The following is a 20070-nucleotide window of genomic DNA, read 5'->3' as shown; positions in this document are numbered from 1 at the left end:
CCTAATGCAAACCATTTCAGAAGCCGCTGCTTACACCTTACGATTCATCAATCAAACCCATCGATCCGTTTTCCTGACCGGGAAAGCTGGAACGGGAAAAACTACCCTATTACGGGAAATTATCCAAACCACACACAAGAACACTGTAGTTGTGGCACCAACGGGAATTGCTGCGCTAAATGCTGGTGGTGTAACGATTCATTCCATGTTTCAGTTGCCGTTTGGAGGATTTATTCCGGATAATTCATCGCCTCAATTTTCTGAAAGCACTAAATTTGAAACCAAAGCTACCTTGCGCAGGCATTTCAAAATGAGCGGTTTGAAAAAATCAGTAATTCGCAATATGGAATTGCTGATTATTGATGAAGTGAGTATGCTTCGTGCTGATTTACTGGACGCTATGGATTATATGATGCAAACGGTACGTAAAAAAAACAGTGCTTTTGGTGGCGTTCAGGTCTTGTATATTGGCGATTTATTGCAATTGCCACCGGTAATTCGTGACGAAGAATGGCGTACGCTGAAAACCTATTACAAAGGAAAATTCTTTTTTCATTCGCATGTCGTGCAGCAACATCCGCCTTTATACATTGAATTGTCCAAGATTTTTCGTCAAACTGATGATACGTTTATTTCGGTTTTGAATAATCTGCGCAACAACCAAATTTCCCAGCAAGACATTCAAACTTTAAATCAATATGTAAAACCTGATTTTGATTTAAAAGCAAACAAAGGATACATCACGTTAACCACGCACAACAACAAAGCCGATTCTATGAATGCGCAGGCTTTGGAAGATCTGGAAGGAAAGTTAGTGGTTTATAAACCTGAAATAACAGGAGATTTTCCAGATAAGATATTTCCCGTGGAACAACAATTGCAGTTGAAAGTAGGCGCGCAAATCATGTTTGTAAAAAACGATTTATCATTTGATAAGCATTATTTCAACGGAAAGATGGGCATTATCAAATCGCTTTCTAGTCAGGAAATTCTGGTTCATTTTCCGGAAGAAAACAAAACCATAGAGGTCGAAAAATACGAGTGGCAAAACATCCGCTATAAAGTAGACGAAACCACCAAAGAAATTGAAGAAGAGGTTTTAGGGACTTTTGTGCATTATCCTATCAAATTAGCGTGGGCAATTACGGTTCATAAAAGCCAGGGATTGACATTTGATAAAGCTGCGCTTGATGTTTCGCAAGTTTTTCTTCCCGGACAAGCTTATGTCGCATTATCACGTTTACGCTCGTTAGAAGGGCTTATTTTGCTTTCTCCGCTGCGTATGAACGGTATTTCAAACGATCAGGATGTGATGGATTATTCGTTAAACAAAGCTTCGGATTCATTTTTAGAGAATGCGTTGCATTTTGAAACTAAAAATTTCATCCATAACTATCTGATAAACACGTTCGATTGGAGTGATTTGGCACAAGAATGGCGCAATCATAAATTCAGTTACAACGAAAAATCTGAAATTTCAGAGAAATCCAAACATGCGGTTTGGGCCAAAAAACAAACGGAAGTCATCGAACAGCTTTTGGATCCATCCAAAAAATTCATATCGCAATTGAATAAACTTTTTGGTCAGGAAACAGTCGATATGAATCATGTTTCGGAACGCATTCAAGCCGCTTTCAGTTATTTCCTAAAACCAATGGACGAATTGGTTTTTGAAATCCTTTGGAAAATAGAAGAAGTAAAACGCATCAAAAAAGTAAAGGCGTTTTACGATGAATTAATCGTGCTGGAAGAATTGCAAACCAAGGCCGTTTTGCGCTTAATGAAGGCCAAATTATTGATAGAAACCGTTGTTGCAGGAGAAACCATTTCGAAAGAGAAATTGACCTCCTCAGAAATAAAAAAATACATCAGCCGAAAAACGGAAGCCATACAAAATCAATTCAAGGAAGTGAATATCACGCTGATTGAAGACGAAAAAGACGTGGAACGTTATACTTCGAAAAAATCAAAAACAGTAGCGCCTAAAAAATCAACGGTTCAGGAAACCTATGAATTATGGGTAGAAAAGAAATCAATTGAAGATATTGCGACAATCAGGGTGTTGACGAAACAAACGATTTACTCGCATTTTGTGAAGTTGATACAAACCAAAGCAGTATCCATTTCGGAAGTTTTACCGGAGGATAAAATGCAGGATTTGGCAGCTGCTTTTGCCGGATACAAAGAAGAATCACTGAATACCATGATGGAAAAACACGGTCATAAATTCTCTTGGGAAGAAGCGAGGATGTATAAAGCAAGTTTGAATTAAAGTACTAAATTTCTAAATATGAAAGCATTATATGTTATTGGTAACGGATTTGACATGCATCATGGTTTATCTACAGGTTATCAGTTTTTTCATAAATACATACTTCAAAATCAAAAAGAATTAGTAGATGATTTAGAAAAATATTTTTCCTTTATTGAGGACGTTGATAAACTTTGGTCAAGTTTTGAAGAGGACTTAAAAACTTTTGAATTTCAGTCTTTTTATGATGATAATTGTAATGTTCAAATTTATGATGAAAATTTTAAACCCAGTTTAACGTATGGTCTTGAAGATGATATAAATGAGCAATCCCAAAAATTAATTGAATCCATCAGGGGCGCTTTTGAAAGCTGGATTGAAAATATTGATATTGAATCGGTTGAAAAGAAATTGAATATAGAAGAAAATTCTTTTTTTATAAACTTTAACTATACATTGCTTTTAGAAAAAACATACCAAATCCAGCAAGATAAAATAGTACATATTCATGGTGATATTGAGAATAAACAAATAGTTTTTGGACATAATAAGGTTCTAGAGGAGGATTCAGAAATTGATGAAAATGGGGATAGCAATAGAACACTATTTTCAGATTCTGAATCTGCAGCAAAACAACCATTTCATGCTTTTTACAAACCCGTTGGAGATATTATTAAAGAAAATAAACATCATTTTGAGCGTTTTAATACTGTAAAAAAAATAATTGTTTTAGGACATTCTTTAAAGGAAATAGACATTCCGTATTTTGAAGAAATTCTCATTCACACAAACAGTGCGAAATGGGAAGTGAGTTATCATGAAGACAAAGAAGAAAAGGAGCATTTGCAAAAACTACAGAAAATTGGGATTAATAAAAAAGACATTAAATTGTTTAGATTAGATTAATTTCATTCTGCTGGTAGCATAGAAATATTTACGCAAAAGTAAAAATGTACAAAGCGAGTTTGAATTAAAGCAATAAAGCGCTAAAAATAAAAAACCCTATTCGGTAAGAATAGGGTTTTTGTTTTTATAGTGATTGAATCAATATCCAAGCCTCTGGGTTGTGCTTTTCATTAATTTCTTTTTTTGCTTTTTCTGCTTCAGCAAATGTGGCGTAACTGCCATATAAAACTGGAAAATAACCATTTTTATTAGGAGCGATTCGTTTGGCATCATATCCTAAACGATTTAAAATTCGCAACGTTTTGTCTGCATTTTTTTCTTCTCTGTAGACTCCAGCCATAATGTGATACGGCATTTTTATTTCGGCAGTCGATTTTACGGAGAGTGTAACAGCAGGAACCGGACTTTCAATGAAGAAAGTGGCTTGCTGAATTTTATTTTGAACTTGTTTTTGAACGGCAGTTTCAACAAGAATCGTCTCTGAGGCGATTTGGTTTTGATACATTGGATAACCAACGCTTCCTGCAAGTCCTAATCCTAACACAAAAATAGCAGCGTATTTCAAATATGGATTTGCTGTTCTGGTTTGTTCAGGAACCATTGTGATGGTTGCTTTTTCTTCGATTGCTTCTACTTCTTTTTCAAAGATTGCTCTTTTTACAAGTGGAGAAACAAAAGGAGCCAATCCAAAAGAACTGGTTAAATAATTCGTTTGATCATAAGGTGTGAAAACGATATTGTGATCCGCGTTCAAACGAAGGTCACCTACATTTTTTATAGAAAAAAGTTGATTTTCTTCTAATGCTTTTTTCCAATTAAAAACCTCATATTGAATTGCGCTTACCGCATACTCATAAGACGTTTTCTCTGCTAAAGCGATATGACAGGCCAATAAACCATCATTGTTTTTTAGATTAGCATTGAAAGCAATCATTTTTTTGGGTGGAGAAAATGAATTTGTACTTTCGTTTAGTTTAGCCGATTGAATTTCGGTCAAAAAAGCTCCGAAACCAGGAACGGTAACACATTGATAACGGTATAAAAGCTGCGCGATGTATAGTTCGATTTTCATACTTACAAAGTTATACAACCAAAATAGTTATCAAAATTTTATTCACAATTTTTATTAACAATCCGCATAAAAATTTATACATTTCACTCTCAAATAATTAACATGAAATAGCCATGTTTAATCGTTATACAAACATAAATAAAGATTTCTTTAAATTGGCGTATTCCATATTCCAATAAAAAACAAGTATTATCTACATATGAAAGAGCAGGATTTATTTTATTTATTGGCATTGCAAAGAATAGAGGGCGTGGGCGACATAATGGCCAAAAAACTGCTTACCCATTTTGGAGCTGCAGAAGCGGTTTTTAATACAAAGGCTTCGCAACTTGCTGCTATTGATGGAGTAGGCTCTGTTTTGCTGAAAAATTTAAAGGATAAATCGGTTTTCGAAAAAGCAACTCAAGAACTGGAGTTTATAAAAGCGAATGAAATCAATGCTGTTTATTTTCAGGACGAGGATTATCCGGAACGGTTGAAACATTGTATTGACGGACCACTTTTATTATTCACCTCTGGAAATATCAATTTAAAAAACAGAAAAATAATCAGCATTGTAGGAACGCGTCAAATTACCTCGTACGGAACTGAATTTTGCAGAAAATTGATTGAAGATTTGGCTCCGCTAGATCCTATAATCGTCAGTGGTTTTGCGTATGGAGTCGATATTGTGGCGCATCAACTGGCAATGGAACATAATTTACAAACAATAGGAGTAGTAGCGCACGGTTTAAACCAAATTTACCCGAAAACCCATAAAAAATATGTGTCAAAAGTAGAACAAAACGGTGGTTTCATGACTGAGTTTTGGAGTTCTTCGAATCCCGATAAAGAAAATTTCGTTCGAAGAAACAGAATCGTCGCAGGAATGTCTGAAGCGACCATCGTAATTGAATCAGCTGATAGAGGTGGTTCATTGATTACGGCAAATATGGCGAATGATTACAACCGTGATGTTTTTGCGGTTCCGGGACGTGTTACGGATAAGTACAGCCAGGGTTGCAACAACTTGATAAAAACCCAAAAAGCAAATGTCTTGACGAGTGCCGCGGATTTGATTTATATCCTGAATTGGGATATCCAGAAAGAAACAAAACCCGTACAAAAACAATTGTTTGTAAGCTTAGATGATGAGGAGCAAAAAGTATACGATTACCTTTTAAAAACAGGAAAAGAACTGATGGATATTATTGCTTTGCGCTGTGATTTTCCTATTTATAAAATCTCTGGAATGCTGTTGAATATGGAACTGAAAGGTGTTATTCGGCCTTTGCCGGGGAAATTGTTTGAGGCGATTTAGCAATTAAATCAAAAGAAAAAACCGCAGATTTACAGATTTTAAATAATCTGCGAATCTACGGTTAATCATTTTATAAACTTAAGAATTAAAATCAAGGTTTTAATTAACCTCAAATCCTAATTTTTCTCTCACTCTTGCCAGAACTCCATTCGCAACAGCAGCTGCTTTTTGAGCGCCAATCTTTAAAAGTTCATCTACTTCATTAAGATTATTGATGTAGTAATTGTATTTTTCTCTCTCGGTTTTGAAAGTTTCTGTAATCAATTCAAATAACGCTTGTTTGGCGTGACCGTAACCGTAATTTCCGCCAAGGTAATTGGCTTTCATCGCTGCGATTTGTTCTTCATTTGCCAATAAAGAATATATAGCAAAAGCATTGCACGTATCTGGATTTTTAGGATCTTCCAGCGGTGTGCTGTCGGTTTCAATGCTCATCACTTGTTTGCGTAAGGACTTATCATCCAGGAATATGTTGATAATATTATTGGCTGATTTACTCATCTTTCCGCCATTGGTTCCTGGAATAAGCATGCTGTCCTCCTGAATTTTAGCTTCAGGAAGAACAAATGTTTCGCCCATTTGGTGGTTGAAACGTGACGCTACATCACGAGTGATTTCAAGGTGTTGCAATTGGTCTTTTCCTACGGGAACAAACTCTGCATCGTATAATAAAATATCGGCAGCCATCAGCATTGGATACGAAAACAAACCAGCGTTTACATCTTCCAGTCTGTCGGCTTTGTCTTTGAAAGAATGCGCTAATGTCAAGCGTTGAAAAGGGAAAAAACAACTCAAATACCAAGATAATTCCGCTGTTTGAGGAACATCAGATTGTCTGTAGAAAACTACTTTATCTACATTCAAACCACACGCCAACCAAGCTGCAGCGGTACTGTAGGTATTGGTTCGTAGGGTTTCGCCGTTTTTTATTTGTGTTATCGAATGTAAATCGGCAATGAAAAGAAAGGATTCGTTTTCAGGTTTATTTGATAATGCTATTGCGGGAATGATTGCGCCAAGTAAGTTTCCTAAATGTGGTGTTCCTGTACTTTGAACGCCTGTAAGTATTTTTGCCATTATTTCTTTTTTCTTAACCGCAAAGTTCGCAAAGATTTTCGCAAAGTTTGCAACGATTGTAAAGTTTTTCTAATACTTAGCTTTCCAAAGCAAATTCTTTTATTATTATTCGCCTACGATTTCTTACTTTTGAACTTATGAGAGGATTAAAAATTGTTTTTTGGGTTTTGTGGCGCGTATGGTTTTATATTTTGATGGCCATTCCCATATTGGTGATGTTTCCTTTTCTGGTATTGTCTATTTTGACAGAAAGAGGCTATCCTTATTTTTTTAAGATGGCTCGTATTTGGGCAAAATTTATTCTTTTCGGAATGGGTTTTTATTATAAAATAGATAAAAACCAAGAAATGGAATACCAAAAAAGTTATATGATAGTTGCCAATCATACTTCCATGGCCGATATTATGCTGATGCTAGCTCTGACTAGAAATCCGTTTGTTTTTGTGGGTAAAAAAGAGCTTTCAAAAATTCCTTTGTTTGGATTTTTCTATAAAAGAACCTGTATTTTGGTAGACAGAAGTTCTTCAAAAAGCAGAATGGAAGTCTTTAATCGCGCTCAAAAAAGAATCAATCAAGGATTGAGTATTTGTATTTTTCCTGAAGGCGGCGTTCCAGATGATGAATCGATTTTGTTGGATACTTTCAAAGACGGTGCTTTCCGATTGGCGATAGAACACGAAATTCCTATTGTTCCCATTACTTTTGCTGATAACAAGAAGAGATTTTCGTATACTTTTTTCAGCGGAAGTCCAGGAATTATGCGTGTAAAAATGCATTCACACATAGAAACTTTAGGAAAAACCGGCGTTGATCGAAAAGAAATTCGTGAAGAAGTACGCGAAATAATATACAATCAACTAGTAGCTTTCGACTCAGATCCAATTAAAAGCTATAGCTAATACCAGAATACAATCCGATAAATAACGGTTTAAAGTCGCCCGAGTTGTTTGAAAATGTATTCAATTGATATTTTACCATTGGTTCCACATTAATTTGGAATGATTTTATAATCTGGTACTTAAATCCTAAACCTACATTAGTACTGAAATGGACTTGATTCAAGTTTTTTGCTTCGCCTAATTTCACATTGGTTTCAGATGAAACTAACGATATTTTATTTTGGCTTAGAAACAAAGTACTTACACCTCCAATAACGTTAATTCCGAATTTTTTATCCAAAACAGCATAGGAAACCTCCAAAGGGACTTCGTAATAGCCCATTTTTTGATTGATGGCGCCTGTATTGGTTTTTTGTAGGTCTTTTTCGAAAGTGATTAAGCCGTTCAAAGCAGATTGATTTTTAATCTCAATTAATGCATTTGAAGAATAATTGATATTTGCCAGATTATTGTTTGCCAAACCGGTTGAGTAAACTACGTTATTCGTGTTGTATCCTAACGAGAGCTTGTTAATTCCGCTTCGTAAGGCTATTTTTTTAGAAACAGCATAATTTACCCCAATACCAAAACTTAAGGTGTTATTGGCCGTTTTTTGATTTTCTGAAAATTGTGGGTCAATGGCTGAACCGCCTGAATTCGAATTCAGATATACAGCCGCGATATTTGGCGTAATTTGCCACTTGTTTTTTTGATTGAGAGCCACAGCCTCTTTTTCTTCTCCTTTTTTCTTTTTAAGGATTTCTTCTAATTCGTTTGGTTTTTCAGCACTATTTTCGGGCTCTTTTTTAGTGTCTATTGCTGCAATTTTAGCGTTTTCATTCTCTTTTAAGTTGCTTTTTTCCAGTGTTTGATTTTGTTGAATGTTTTCAAACGGATTATAGTTTTTTGTATTGTTTTTTTCAGCAGTAACAACCGTAGCGTTTTGGTTGTCATTATTTGCTGATGTTTGTTTTAGCGGTGAATTATTTTTTTGGAAATAAACAACAGAACCGTTTTGATTCTTCTCTTTGTTCGAATTGATTTTAAATCTATCAGAAGATATAATTTCTTTTTCATCTGTTTTTCCTGTTTTAATTTTGTTAACTACGACCTGAGGAATTGTTTTCACTTCTAAAGGATTACGCGCTCTTTTTGTTTTTTCAAGAGTAGAATCCTTTCCTTCAAACGAATTTTTTAAAACTTTTGTGTCTATAACGACACCATTTTTTATTTCAAATTTATTGTTTACAATGGTGTTCAATGCAAAAAAACCTAAAAGGAAAGCGGCGGCTATCCCAGAAGATTTCATCCAAAAAGGAATTACTTTTCGGTCCTCCTCTTTTTCTTTTAAAGAGGCCTGGATATTTATCCAAACTTGTTTACTGGGCTCTGATTCAAAATCTTTGAATCGCTCTTGAAACAATCGGTCTATATTTTTTTTATCGTTCATTTTGCCAATGAATTTATTTTAGTTTTTGTATGATGATCAATTTTTTCTTTCAAAATCCCTCTTGCTCGCGCCAGATTTGATTTTGTGGTCCCGGTACTGATTTTAAGCATCTCGGAAACTTCTTTATGAGAATATCCATCAAGTACATAGAGACTAAAAACTAATCTATACTGGTCTGGTAACTCTTGAATGATTTGCATTAGATACTCGATAGAAATATTTTCGTCTTCAATTTCGACTTCTTCCTCAGGAATATTGTCGTTTATAACTTCCATATATCTAACGCCTCTGAATTTCTGAAGGGCATTGTTAATTAATATTCTCTTTGCCCATCCTTCAAAAGAACCTTTAAAATTATACTGCTCAATTTTATCAAAAATGATCAAAAACCCATCCTGTAGATTGTCTTCGGCATCTGCATAATCAGTGGAGTATTTTAAACACACCCCAAAGAATTTTTTAGAAAACAATTGGTACAATTGCTCTTGTGCCTTGGGGCAGTTTTTTTTACATTGATTAATTATTTGATCTAATACCACAGTTTTTAAGGACATTAATTAATTAGTCACTGGAATTTCAACCTCTTCAAATATATTTTGACCATTGGCGTCCTCACCTTTGTAAAACTTAAAAATATAGGAACCGGTATTGGTTACATAAAAATTGAAAGAAACCTCAATGGGCTCCGAAGTTAAAGGTGTGCAATTTGTAGTTTCAAGAACAGAGGTTTGTATACCAATTGTTCTTACGTTCAAATTTTTATCGTAATAGATTCCTTGAAAAGAATGGCAATCAGAAGGTTTTTTGTACTTCAATTTTATCTCATAGGTTTGCCCTAAGGTGAAAGATTGAGGCACTGTGTAACTGTCTACCGGAAGTACTTCATAGCTGTAATTGGGTTGATCATCGTCAATACTACAGCCCGTCAGGGTCAATAAAAACAGGGTGAGTAAAACAATTTTTTTCATCTTTACTAATTTAAAAGTTAATACTATTCCGTCAGTTTAAAAGTTTTTATTGACGGTTTTCTTAATAGATGAAATTTTTTAAAAAGGTTGCGTTGTAAATTAAAAAAACCCGATATTCTCGGGTTTTTAGTTTTTTATGCTTCAGCTAGTTCTTTTATTCTGGCTTTAATTTTTTCTTCAAGTTCATCCGCTAATTCCGGATTGTCTTTTATTAAAGACTTAACAGCATCACGGCCTTGTCCTAATTTGGTTTCACCATAACTGAACCAAGATCCCGCTTTTTTGATGATTTCAAATTCTACTGCAAGATCTAAAATTTCTCCTGTTTTTGAAATTCCTTCACCATACATGATGTCAAATTCAGCAATTTTAAAAGGCGGAGCAACTTTGTTTTTCACCACTTTTACTTTGGTTCTGTTTCCAAGGACGTTATCACCATCTTTAATTTGTGTGGAACGACGAATGTCTAAACGAACCGAAGCGTAAAATTTCAAGGCATTTCCTCCAGTTGTTGTTTCTGGATTTCCAAACATTACACCGATTTTCTCTCTTAATTGGTTAATAAAGAAAACAGTACAATTTGTTTTGCTGATGGTTCCTGTTAATTTACGCAATGCTTGAGACATCAAACGAGCGTGAAGACCCATTTTAGAATCTCCCATTTCTCCTTCAATTTCACTTTTTGGAGTCAAAGCGGCAACCGAGTCAATTACTACAATGTCAATCGCTCCTGAACGAATTAAGTTTTCAGCAATTTCTAAAGCTTGTTCTCCGTTGTCTGGTTGCGAGATGATTAAGTTTTCGATATCTACACCTAACTTCTCTGCATAATTTCTGTCGAAAGCGTGTTCCGCATCAATAAAAGCAGCAATTCCACCCGCTTTTTGAGCTTCGGCAATAGCATGAAGTGTTAAGGTTGTTTTTCCAGAAGATTCCGGACCGTATATTTCAATAATTCTACCTCTTGGATACCCGCCAACGCCTAACGCTAAATCAATTCCTAAAGATCCTGATGAGATTGTTTCCACTTCTTCAATGGCTTTATCCCCCATTTTCATCACCGTTCCTTTTCCGTACGTTTTGTCTAGTTTGTCAAGCGTAAGTTGTAGCGCTTTTAATTTGGATTCTTTCTCTGTACTCATCTTCTCTTTTACCTTTTCTTTCATCTATTTGTATTATTTTATAACTCTAAGAAACTGACAGAATGACTAATTATCCTGAAAATTTCATTTATATGCAAAGATTTATTTTCGTAAAAATACTTCTTTTTTTAATGTAAATTTTCTCTTTCAAGAATATTTTAAATCTAAATTTCAATAAAAAATAAGTTGCTTATACGTGTTACTGAAACAATGCCTTCAATTCAGTAGCTTCATGAGGATTTAATTTTCCTGCTAAAACTAAACTGAGTTGTTTGCGTCTCAATGCGGCATCAAAACGTTGTTTTTCCAGTTCTGTTTCTGGAATTAATTGAGGTACTTCTACCGGTCTTCCAGTATCATCAACCGCTACAAAAGTATAAATTGCCTCATTGGCTTTGGTACGGTTTCCTGATTGTCTGTCTTCAACCCAAACGTCAATATATATTTCCATTGAACTTCTAAATGATCGGGAAACTTTGGCCTCTATAATAACCACGCTTCCAAGAGGGATAGCTTTATTGAAAGCTACGTGATTTACTGATGCGGTCACGCCAATTCTTCTAGAATGTCTTCCTGCGGATATACTGGCTGCACGATCCATTCGGGCCAATAATTCACCACCAAAAAGATTATTCAAAGGGTTGGTCTCACTTGGTAAAACCAAATCAGTTAATATAGTCAGGGATTCTGAAGGATGTTTTGGAGTCATGTTTTTTATATAAAAAGGGAATCGTTGTTTTTAAATAATAATTGGGTTTTAGTTTAACCAATAAACCGCCAATATAGCTGGTATGAAATAGATAACAATTGTTCTGGCACCATCGTAATCCTTCGCCAATCGCTGTCCGAAAAGCAACATCAATAAAGTGATACAAGAGAAAACTGCTCCATAAAAACCGAATATTCTGCCATTATTTACGAATAATTCAATGCAACCCACTACGCACAAAATACCAGAGATTAATTCTAATATTAAAATGTTAAGCAATGCTAACGGCACATGGTTTTTTAGCGGTGTTTTAGAAAAATGACCTTTCAACCAGTCTACATTATCTTTCCAATAAAACAGTTTATCGTAACCGGATTGCAGGAAAGTAATGGCCAGAAAAATTAAAATTAAAATCGAAGTAATGTTGTTCATTTTTTTATTTTTTGTGAATTAAACGGGTGAGTTTTATAGATAAATCGGTTAAAATAATTTTAGCATTTCCGTTGCGCTCAATGTGATACATGGCATCCGAAAGTTCTTTGAAAATATCATTTATGTTGTTGCCATTTACAAAAGGGGCAAAATTCTCCAGTTTGAATTTTTCCACTTTCGGCTCCATATAAACCAAGCTTTCCGTTTGGTAATTGAGCAACAAAGCCTGACGGAACATATCGATACAAAAATGTAAAAACTTCTTTTGGGTTTCTCTTCCTAAACTGGCAATTTGCTCGCTCCATTGAATCAAATCCTGAATGGCAGCTGCATTTCCTTTGGCTCTAAAAGCAGCACGAACCCAATCAACAAACCACTTTTCAAAAAAAACCGATTCGCTGTCCGGTTGTAATAATTGCAATGCTTTGTTATAATTTCCTTGTGCTTGATGTGCTATTTTTAAAGCTTCTTTAGGCTCTGTATTTTCTCTTGAAACTAAAGCTTCAGCAATTACGGTTTCGTTTAATCCGTTAAAATGTAGGACTTGACATCGGGAACGAATGGTTTGGATTATATCTTCTTCGTTTTCTGAAATCAGGATAAAAACGGTTCTATCCGTAGGTTCTTCGAGTAATTTCAATAGTTTATTGGAAGCGGCAATATTCAATTTATCAGCCATCCAAATAATCATGACTTTGTAACCGCCTTCATAAGATTTTAATGCGAGAGATTTTAAGATTTCCTGGGCATCATCAACCCTAATTTCTCCTTGTTTGTTCTTAACGCCAAGAGTTAAATACCAGTCAAACAAACTTCCGTACGGATTTTGAGTCAAAAACGCTCTCCATTCCGTGATAAAATCAATACTTTTTGGTTTGGTTTTTACATCTTCGGTACTTACTGTTGGGTAAATAAAATGCAAATCGGGATGCGAAGTTTTCTGGAATTTGATATTGCAGGCTTCGTTTGAACCCGAGTTTTCGGCGTTTTGATTGCTGCAAATAATGTATTGTGCATAAGCAATTGCCATAGGTAAAGTACCACTTCCTTCAGGGCCAACAAACAGTTGCGCATGTGGAATTCTTCCCAAATCAGCACTTCTTGTCAAATGACTTTTAATGTGTTCTTGTCCTAAAATTTCTGAAAATTGCATAAAGCAAAGATAGAAGAAAATGGTTTAGTCTAAAATTTTCGGTAGCAAACTTTCAGGAAAAGTAACGGTATAAATGATATGGAGCGTGTGCCTTTTTTAAGATGAAAATTTAACTTTTTTTAGGGAAAAATAGGCTTGAAATAGATAAAAAACGTCATTATTTATGATAATTTAACATTTTAAGTTTACTGAACTGTAGGTTTAATATTAATAAACGAAATTTTTTTTGGTGAGAATTAAATTTTCTTTTCAGAAGCGATGTCCATTAGAATGAAACAGTGTTAAACCCAATAATATCACTTGTGTAGTGAAAAATCAAAGCGCCCGATGAAATGCAAATATGTTCGATATAATACGTTTTTTTTTACAATTTGTAATCTTTTGTAGTCAAAAAAAATATTGACAAAGTTGCATTTTGAGTTTTATTGTATATTTTTGTTAGATAAACTAATTGGTAAATTCAAATTATGAAAGGGAAAATTATTTTTTTCAGTGTGTTTTTTTTGTTAGCGACAGGCGTGGTTTCAGCACAGGATAAAAATGCTCCTAAAAGTATTATTAGTACAAATGCGATAATAAAAAAATACCACGTTAAGGAAGAGTTGGAAGGAATGAAAAAAGGGGAATTATTAGAACTTTATATTGAACGTATAAAAGTTTTGGTAAAAACACTACCCTACATTGCCTTGGCTACAAAACCAGGAGTTACTATGAATGATCTAGGAATTCCTAATGATGCCGATAATAGAAAAATATTAGCGGGACAAGATGAAAGTACTGCAAATTTCCTGGATGTAACTGTTGCGTTTCAAAGAAGAATGGTGCCTTATTCAGATACAGACAATTTAGTAAAAGCAATTTTATTTTATGAAAACACATTGAAATCATTACATGAGTTCAATGACATGTAATAATTTGTGAGGCTTAGTTTAATTTCTTTTCTAATTTTTATTAACAAGTAATTTTATAAGAGTATTGTAGCGATAATCGAATATTAATTTAGAAAAAACTCGTTATCGATACATTCTGAAATAATTCAGAAAAATCGTAATGGGTTTTTTTATTAGTACCAAAGCATTTTTAATATAAATTTTATATCTTTTTATCTCATGAAAACAATTACTCAAATTGTATGGATTCTCTTTTTTGGAGTTTTCAGTGTAAATGCACAGCAAGAAAAAGGAATAACAGGTTCAAACAACTGGCTAAACAACTGGACGGAATTTAAACCTAATAAAGTTGATTATGGTCAAGCCAATCAAATATTGGCGGGAAATATTACCGGAAACACAAAATTGTTCAAGAAAAATGTCTACATATTGCAAGGCAGTGTTTTTGTTACTAATAATGCAACGCTGACCATTGAACCCGGAACAGTAATAATAGGCGATTATGAATCCAGTGCTTCTCTTGTAATCACAAAAGGTGCTACGATAATAGCCGAAGGTTTAGAGACTGACCCTATCGTTTTCACTTCAAACAGAAGCTCCAGAAAAGCGGGAGATTGGGGAGGAATTGTAATACTGGGCGATGCACCAACGAATAAATTTGGGAATGCTTCCTCTGTAAATTTTGATTTGGATACTTCGTTAACATCATATGGCGGTAATAATGTAAGCAGCAATTCAGGTATTTTAAAATTTGTAAGAATCGAATTTGCAGGAAAAAAAATTAAAGGTTTAGGGAATTTCAATGCATTGTTACTGGCAGGTGTTGGAAACAAAACGGTTTTAGAAAACATAATGATCAGTTATGCTGCAGGTGATTCTTTTGAAATATATGGCGGTGAACTTACTTTGAATAAACTGGTTTCTTTTAAGTCAAGCAGCGATGATTTTAAATTCAACTTTGGGACGCAATGTCGAATTGATAATTCTCTTGCCATTCGATCTTCTTATTTAACCAGCAATTTAGGTTCAAGATGTATAGATGTGGCTTCTTATGACAAAAAAGAAGAAGTTGATTTCACTAAAAAACAAACCTCAGTGATTGCAACAAATCTAACGTTGATTAACAATAGCGAAAACATAAATGTTGATATTCAATCAGGTTTAGTTAAAGAGGCAGTATATGTCTCTCAGAATACGTCTCTCGATCTTAAAAGAACGGTAATTTCTGGTTTTAACCCAGCAGTTTTATTGGATAATAAGATTGAAATTAATGGTGAAAATCTTAAGAAAATAAAATTCGAACAGATGTATTTCAATTTCTGTAAGGGAAATATTTTTACGGAATATAACTCAAACAATGAGGATTTAGAAAATTGGTATGGCAATAGTGCCTTTTCTAATGTGTATTCTCAAAGTGATAATAAGGAAACATTCATAGACCTTTTCAATGAAAAAAAACCTGATTTTAGATTGCGAATAGCTAAAATTACAGCATCAAATGATCACTAAAAGAATCATTTGTTGTAACTGATTTTGATTTCAGGTGTGAAAATGTAACGATATACAATTGTAAATTATTTTTATGAATTGGATAAATAAAGATTGAATGCGGAATGACTACTATTATAAATAAATATTTTTATTTTCTTTTATTACTGGTTTTTCCTTTAACTAATAGTGTTTATGCTCAAATAGTTATAGGAACACCAACATTGTCTTTTAGTCAAATTTGCGCGAATCCATCTTTTAATACTTTTAATGTAACGTTTCCTTTTTCACCGGTTTCCGGCTTAAATGCCTCCAATCAGTTCATTGTAGAATTATCAGATCCAAATGGAAGTTTTGCTACTCCAACCACAGTTTTCACTTCTACTGCAGGAGCTATAACAGTCTCACCGGCAACAGTAACTTTTTCAGTACCTGTTACCACTGCTGGTGAACAATACAGGTTAAGGGTAAAAAGTACAAGTCCATCAGCGACAAGTCCTAATTCTATCGCTTTTGCTGCTTATTATAAAGTGCAAGATACCCCATTTTCCATCAATAATTTTATCCCAACGGCTACCTATTGTACTGGCGGAAGTTATGTTTTAAACATAGATAATCCCGGAGCGGCAACTAATGATTCTCCTTTAAAATATCCTTCGTTAACCTACAAATGGTTTAAAGAACCAAGTTTAGCTCCTATTGCTACCGGAAAAAGTTTAACGGTAAATCAACCCGGAAAATACTATGTAGAGACAAATTATGGTACTTGTACCTCAAATTCATACTCTAACCGAGTTACAGTAAGCGAGTCTAATTCTTCGGCTGCTACGACAATCACATCCAGCCTTGGAAATCCTTTTTGTTCGAGCGCCAGTGCAACAACTTTAAGTACAGTGGCGGGTAATAGTTATCAATGGTCTAAGGATAATGTTGCTATAGCCGGAGCTACAAGCCAAACGTATGTAACGAATCAACCAGGACAGTATTCAGTAACTGCAAGCTTTGGAAGTTGTGTGGCCAATGCCTCTATCAACTTACAAGGATATCAATTTGCAAGCACTATCAATGTCCCGGATACCAATACCATTGCTCCAGATGAAACTCTGGAAGTAATTGTAACAACAGCGGCTTCGAGTCCGGAATACAAATGGTATTTAAACGGAACAATTATTTCGGGTGCTACAACAAGTACGTATGATATACGAACAAAAGGGAATTATAAAGTTGTAATTACTCAAACTACAGGCTGTGTCGCATCAAAAGAATATTCTTTTGTAGTCAATTCCTCAATTGATCCCAATCCATTTCCTAATGTTACAAACATACCTAATTTAGTAAGCCCTAACGGTGACGGTATCAATGATACTTGGATTATTCCGCAAGAATATGTAAGCGGAACAAATACAAAAGTACAATTGATAAGTTCCTTGGGGGAAATAGTGCTCGACACAAATGACTATCAAAATAACTGGCCCGAAAACGGAAACGATTTCAAGAATATAAACCCGGTTTATTATTATATTATCACTACTCAGGATCAAAAAGTGAATAAGGGATCGATAACTATAGTGAAATAACATGAAAAATATTTTTATAGTTATAGCTCTTTTTTTCGGTACACAACACCTGCTTTATGCTCAAGAGGATGGAGTGGTTTCATTTAATCAACCCGTCCGAAATTCGTTAAAGTTTAATAGATTCCTGATCAATCCTACCTTTAGTTTTGTTAGAGAACAAAGCACTATTGTCAGTTTTTATAACAAAAGGCAATGGGTTCAATTTGACAATGCGCCTCAGACCTATTCAGTAAGCTATTCTGGAAGATTCAGAGAAAATGAAGGGATTTCTGTTGGATTATTCCAGCAGAATTATGGTGTGCTTACCACCTTTGGGGCTGTGGCAAACTTTGCTCATAATGTAATGCTTCAAGAGGATAGTAATCTAACTTTTGGAATGAATGTAGGATTTTATAAAAGCGGCTTAGATAAAGGCAAGGTTATTACAAACTATCCTGATCCATCATTAGAAAGTATACCCTCAAATGCTTTAATAACGGTGAATCCGGGTATCAACTATGGAACTGCCTTTCTTGATTTTGGACTTTCTGTAAATAATCTGATTTTATACAATCTTAAAACTTCTAAAGTAGTCAAAGACGATCCTGAACAAAGCATTCAAGCTCACATTATGCACACGGGATATTTAGATACTTATGGTTTTTTTGACAAAAGTAAATTTTCGGCTTTGCTTAAAACAGAGGTTAAAAAAGATAAAACTGTTGTTTCAGGATTAATGATGTTTGCTATTCCCAAAGGAATTTGGGCTCAAGCGGGTTATAATAGCGTATACGGGATGTCCGGCGGAATAGGGTTGAATATTACTCCAAAAATTTCTTTAGAGTACAATTATGAAAAAGGCATAGGGAATTTGTCCAATTTTGGATCTTCCCATGAAGTTGTTTTTGCTTATAAATTTAAGAGTAATTCGTACTATTATGGCGATGATGAGGAAGAAGGAGCTATTATTCCTCCCGCAGAGGTAAGAAAATCAGTTCCGGCACAACCAAAAGAATCTAGCATTTTATCTCCTGAGGATGCTCAAAAGTTGAAGGAACTTAAACTTGCTTTGGCAGCTCAAAAAGAGGAAAGAAGATTGCAGAAATTAAAAGAAATTGCTGATGCTGCAGCTAAAGCCAAAGCGGATTCACTTAACCAAACCAAATTGGCAGCAGATGCCAAGGCTAAAGCGGATGCACTTGCTCAAGCAAAACTTGCTGCTGATGCCAAGGCTAAAGCAGATGCGCTTGCTAAAGCAAAAATAGCAACAGATACTAAACCTAAACCTGATGCAGTTGCTCAAGCGAAACTCGCTGCTGATGCAAAAGCCAAAGCTGATGCACTTGCTCAAGCAAAACTTGCTGCCGATGCAAAAGCCAAAGCAGATGCCCTTGCTCAAGCGAAACTTGCTGCGGATAATAAAGCTAAAGCTGATGCGCTTGCTCAAGCAAAACTTGCTGCCGATGCAAAAGTCAAAGCTGATGCACTTGCTCAGGAGAAACTCGATGCAGATAATAAAGCTAAAGCTGATGCACTCGCTCAGGCAAAACTTGCTGCCGATGCCAAAGTCAAAGCTGATGCACTCGCTCAGGCAAAACTGGATGCTGATAATAAAGCCAAAGCAGACGCACTTGCTCAGGCAAAACTTGCTGCGGATGCTAAAGCTAAAGCTGATGCACTTGCTCAAGCAAAACTTGCTGCAGATAATAAAGCCAAAGCAGACGCAATTGCTCAAGCGAAACTAGATGCGGATAATAAAGCCAAAGCTGATGCCCTTGCTCAAGCGAAACTCGATGCAGATAATAAAGCTAAAGCTGATGCCCTTGCACAGGCAAAACTTGCTGCTGATGCTAAAGCCAAAGCAGACGCTCTTGCTCAAGCGAAACTCGATGCGGAGAATAAAGCTAAATTAGCAGCAACACCAAAGGATGCCACTACAAAATCGATGGATGATTTAAGCAAATTAGTAGAAGAATCTAAAAACACACAGCAACAATTATTAATGCGATTAGGTGAAACGGTTGCCAATAAAGAAAAAGACCTTAAAGAATTAAAAGAAGAGAATGATCTAAGTGAGAAAGGTATTTTCAAAGAGCCGAAGCCTTTCAAAAGCGTGTCTGCGGAGAATAATGCATTAGAAGCTTTAAAATTAGAATTAGTTGAGGTGAATAAAACTCAAACCGTAAAAATTAGAGAGTTAGAGAATTTATACAAAGAAAGGCTGAAAAAAGTGCCGAATAAAGAGGACGAAACGAATCAATATTATTTGAAAGCCATAGAAACATTAAAACAAGAACAATTAAAAGTATTGCAGTCAAATACGAATCTGATTGCATCATTAGAAAAAATTAAAACAGATACTGAAATTGAGAAAAAAAGAAGAATTAAACGCGCTGGTTTTGAGAATGATCAAAGTAGGTATTTGAAAGATAAAGCGACATTAAGCTTAATAAAAGAGAAGACTGCTTTCAGTTCGGTTCCTTTAAAAGCAGAAGATTTTGACTCAGGTGATGAGCAGTCTAATATGCAAATTTTGAAAAATATTAAAAATGTGGAAAGTGGTTATTATTTAGTGGTTGCAGTACATGATAATGTTGCTAAAAGAGATGAATTTTTAACAAAAGCAGTTGCTGCAGGACAAACAAACATAGATTTCTTCTACGATATTAATACCAGTAAATATTTCATTTACTATAATAAATTTGATAACATAGAAGAAGCCAAAAAAGCATTAGAGTCAAAAGGCAGTAAACCTTATAACGGTAAAATGTCTCTTGCTAAAATTGAAAATTAATTAA

At 34.8% G+C, this 20070-nt stretch carries 17 protein-coding genes; 8 read left to right on the top strand and 9 right to left on the bottom strand.

Annotated features, from left to right (window positions below; all coding sequences use genetic code 11):
• Positions 1-4: 4 nt before the first annotated feature.
• Together QLS31_RS00705 and QLS31_RS00700 are read left to right on the top strand one after the other, a co-directional pair.
• On the top strand, positions 5-2272 hold the full coding sequence (locus tag QLS31_RS00705) for a helix-turn-helix domain-containing protein (RefSeq protein WP_282741798.1): 2268 nt from the start codon (positions 5-7) through the stop codon (positions 2270-2272).
• Positions 2273-2290: 18 nt separating this feature from the next.
• The gene (locus QLS31_RS00700) at positions 2291-3157 is read left to right on the top strand and encodes a bacteriophage abortive infection AbiH family protein (RefSeq protein WP_282741796.1); all 867 of its coding nucleotides are present in this window, start codon (positions 2291-2293) and stop codon (positions 3155-3157) included.
• A 124-nt stretch (positions 3158-3281) separates the two neighbouring features.
• Here the strand turns inward: QLS31_RS00700 and QLS31_RS00695 are convergent, their stop codons facing one another.
• Positions 3282-4229 (bottom strand): SPOR domain-containing protein, encoded by a 948-nt coding sequence (locus QLS31_RS00695; RefSeq protein WP_282741794.1) that lies wholly within the window; start codon positions 4227-4229, stop codon positions 3282-3284.
• Between the two features lie 199 nt (positions 4230-4428).
• Here QLS31_RS00695 and dprA point away from each other — a divergent pair, with 199 nt between their 5' ends.
• A complete protein-coding gene (dprA, locus tag QLS31_RS00690; protein ID WP_282741792.1) occupies positions 4429-5529 on the top strand; it encodes a DNA-processing protein DprA in 1101 nt (366 codons plus the stop codon).
• Between the two features lie 99 nt (positions 5530-5628).
• On the opposite strand, the gene trpS is transcribed toward dprA, so the two are convergent.
• Complete coding sequence (trpS, locus tag QLS31_RS00685; protein ID WP_282741790.1) at positions 5629-6606, bottom strand: tryptophan--tRNA ligase; 978 nt, start codon at positions 6604-6606, stop codon at positions 5629-5631.
• Positions 6607-6743: 137 nt separating this feature from the next.
• Here trpS and QLS31_RS00680 point away from each other — a divergent pair, with 137 nt between their 5' ends.
• Positions 6744-7505, top strand: coding sequence for a lysophospholipid acyltransferase family protein (locus QLS31_RS00680; protein WP_282741788.1), 762 nt, complete (start codon positions 6744-6746; stop codon positions 7503-7505).
• Here the strand turns inward: QLS31_RS00680 and QLS31_RS00675 are convergent.
• The 7 genes from QLS31_RS00675 to QLS31_RS00645 form a co-directional block, all read right to left on the bottom strand.
• On the bottom strand, positions 7489-8934 hold the full coding sequence (locus QLS31_RS00675) for a hypothetical protein (protein WP_282741786.1): 1446 nt from the start codon (positions 8932-8934) through the stop codon (positions 7489-7491). The two genes, QLS31_RS00680 and QLS31_RS00675, sit on opposite strands and share 17 nt — an antisense overlap.
• Positions 8931-9473 carry a sigma-70 family RNA polymerase sigma factor gene (locus QLS31_RS00670; RefSeq protein ID WP_099716227.1) on the bottom strand — a complete coding sequence of 181 codons (543 nt, stop codon included), beginning with the start codon at positions 9471-9473 and terminating at the stop codon, positions 8931-8933. Before QLS31_RS00670 ends, QLS31_RS00675 begins: the two co-directional genes overlap by 4 nt.
• A gap of 18 nt (positions 9474-9491) precedes the next feature.
• The gene (locus QLS31_RS00665) at positions 9492-9902 is read right to left on the bottom strand and encodes a lipoprotein (RefSeq protein WP_282741784.1); all 411 of its coding nucleotides are present in this window, start codon (positions 9900-9902) and stop codon (positions 9492-9494) included.
• A 134-nt stretch (positions 9903-10036) separates the two neighbouring features.
• The gene (gene recA / locus QLS31_RS00660; RefSeq protein WP_099716226.1) at positions 10037-11044 is read right to left on the bottom strand and encodes a recombinase RecA; all 1008 of its coding nucleotides are present in this window, start codon (positions 11042-11044) and stop codon (positions 10037-10039) included.
• A gap of 199 nt (positions 11045-11243) precedes the next feature.
• Positions 11244-11753: an acyl-CoA thioesterase gene (locus QLS31_RS00655; RefSeq protein WP_099713930.1), complete on the bottom strand. Its 510-nt coding sequence runs from the start codon at positions 11751-11753 to the stop codon at positions 11244-11246.
• A 48-nt stretch (positions 11754-11801) separates the two neighbouring features.
• Positions 11802-12185 carry a DoxX family membrane protein gene (locus QLS31_RS00650; RefSeq protein ID WP_099713929.1) on the bottom strand — a complete coding sequence of 128 codons (384 nt, stop codon included), beginning with the start codon at positions 12183-12185 and terminating at the stop codon, positions 11802-11804.
• Between the two features lie 4 nt (positions 12186-12189).
• On the bottom strand, positions 12190-13338 hold the full coding sequence (locus QLS31_RS00645; RefSeq protein WP_099713928.1) for a DNA polymerase III subunit delta': 1149 nt from the start codon (positions 13336-13338) through the stop codon (positions 12190-12192).
• A 467-nt stretch (positions 13339-13805) separates the two neighbouring features.
• Between QLS31_RS00645 and QLS31_RS00640 the strand changes: the two genes are divergently transcribed.
• The 4 genes from QLS31_RS00640 to QLS31_RS00625 all read left to right on the top strand — a co-directional run bounded on the left by QLS31_RS00640 (position 13806) and on the right by QLS31_RS00625 (position 20066).
• Positions 13806-14249: a hypothetical protein gene (locus QLS31_RS00640; RefSeq protein WP_282741781.1), complete on the top strand. Its 444-nt coding sequence runs from the start codon at positions 13806-13808 to the stop codon at positions 14247-14249.
• 198 nt (positions 14250-14447) lie between these two features.
• Positions 14448-15737, top strand: coding sequence for a hypothetical protein (locus tag QLS31_RS00635; RefSeq protein WP_282741779.1), 1290 nt, complete (start codon positions 14448-14450; stop codon positions 15735-15737).
• Positions 15738-15841: 104 nt separating this feature from the next.
• Positions 15842-17293, top strand: coding sequence for a gliding motility-associated C-terminal domain-containing protein (locus QLS31_RS00630; RefSeq protein ID WP_282741777.1), 1452 nt, complete (start codon positions 15842-15844; stop codon positions 17291-17293).
• Between the two features lies 1 nt (position 17294).
• Complete coding sequence (locus tag QLS31_RS00625) at positions 17295-20066, top strand: PorP/SprF family type IX secretion system membrane protein (protein WP_282741775.1); 2772 nt, start codon at positions 17295-17297, stop codon at positions 20064-20066.
• The last annotated feature ends 4 nt before the right edge of the window (positions 20067-20070 follow it).

This window comes from Flavobacterium sp. XS2P24, from assembly GCF_030010285.1.
Classification (GTDB): Bacteria; Bacteroidota; Bacteroidia; order Flavobacteriales; family Flavobacteriaceae; genus Flavobacterium; species Flavobacterium algoritolerans.
The sequence above is the reverse complement of the archived record's forward strand: the minus strand, read 5'-3'. Positions and strand labels throughout refer to the sequence as shown.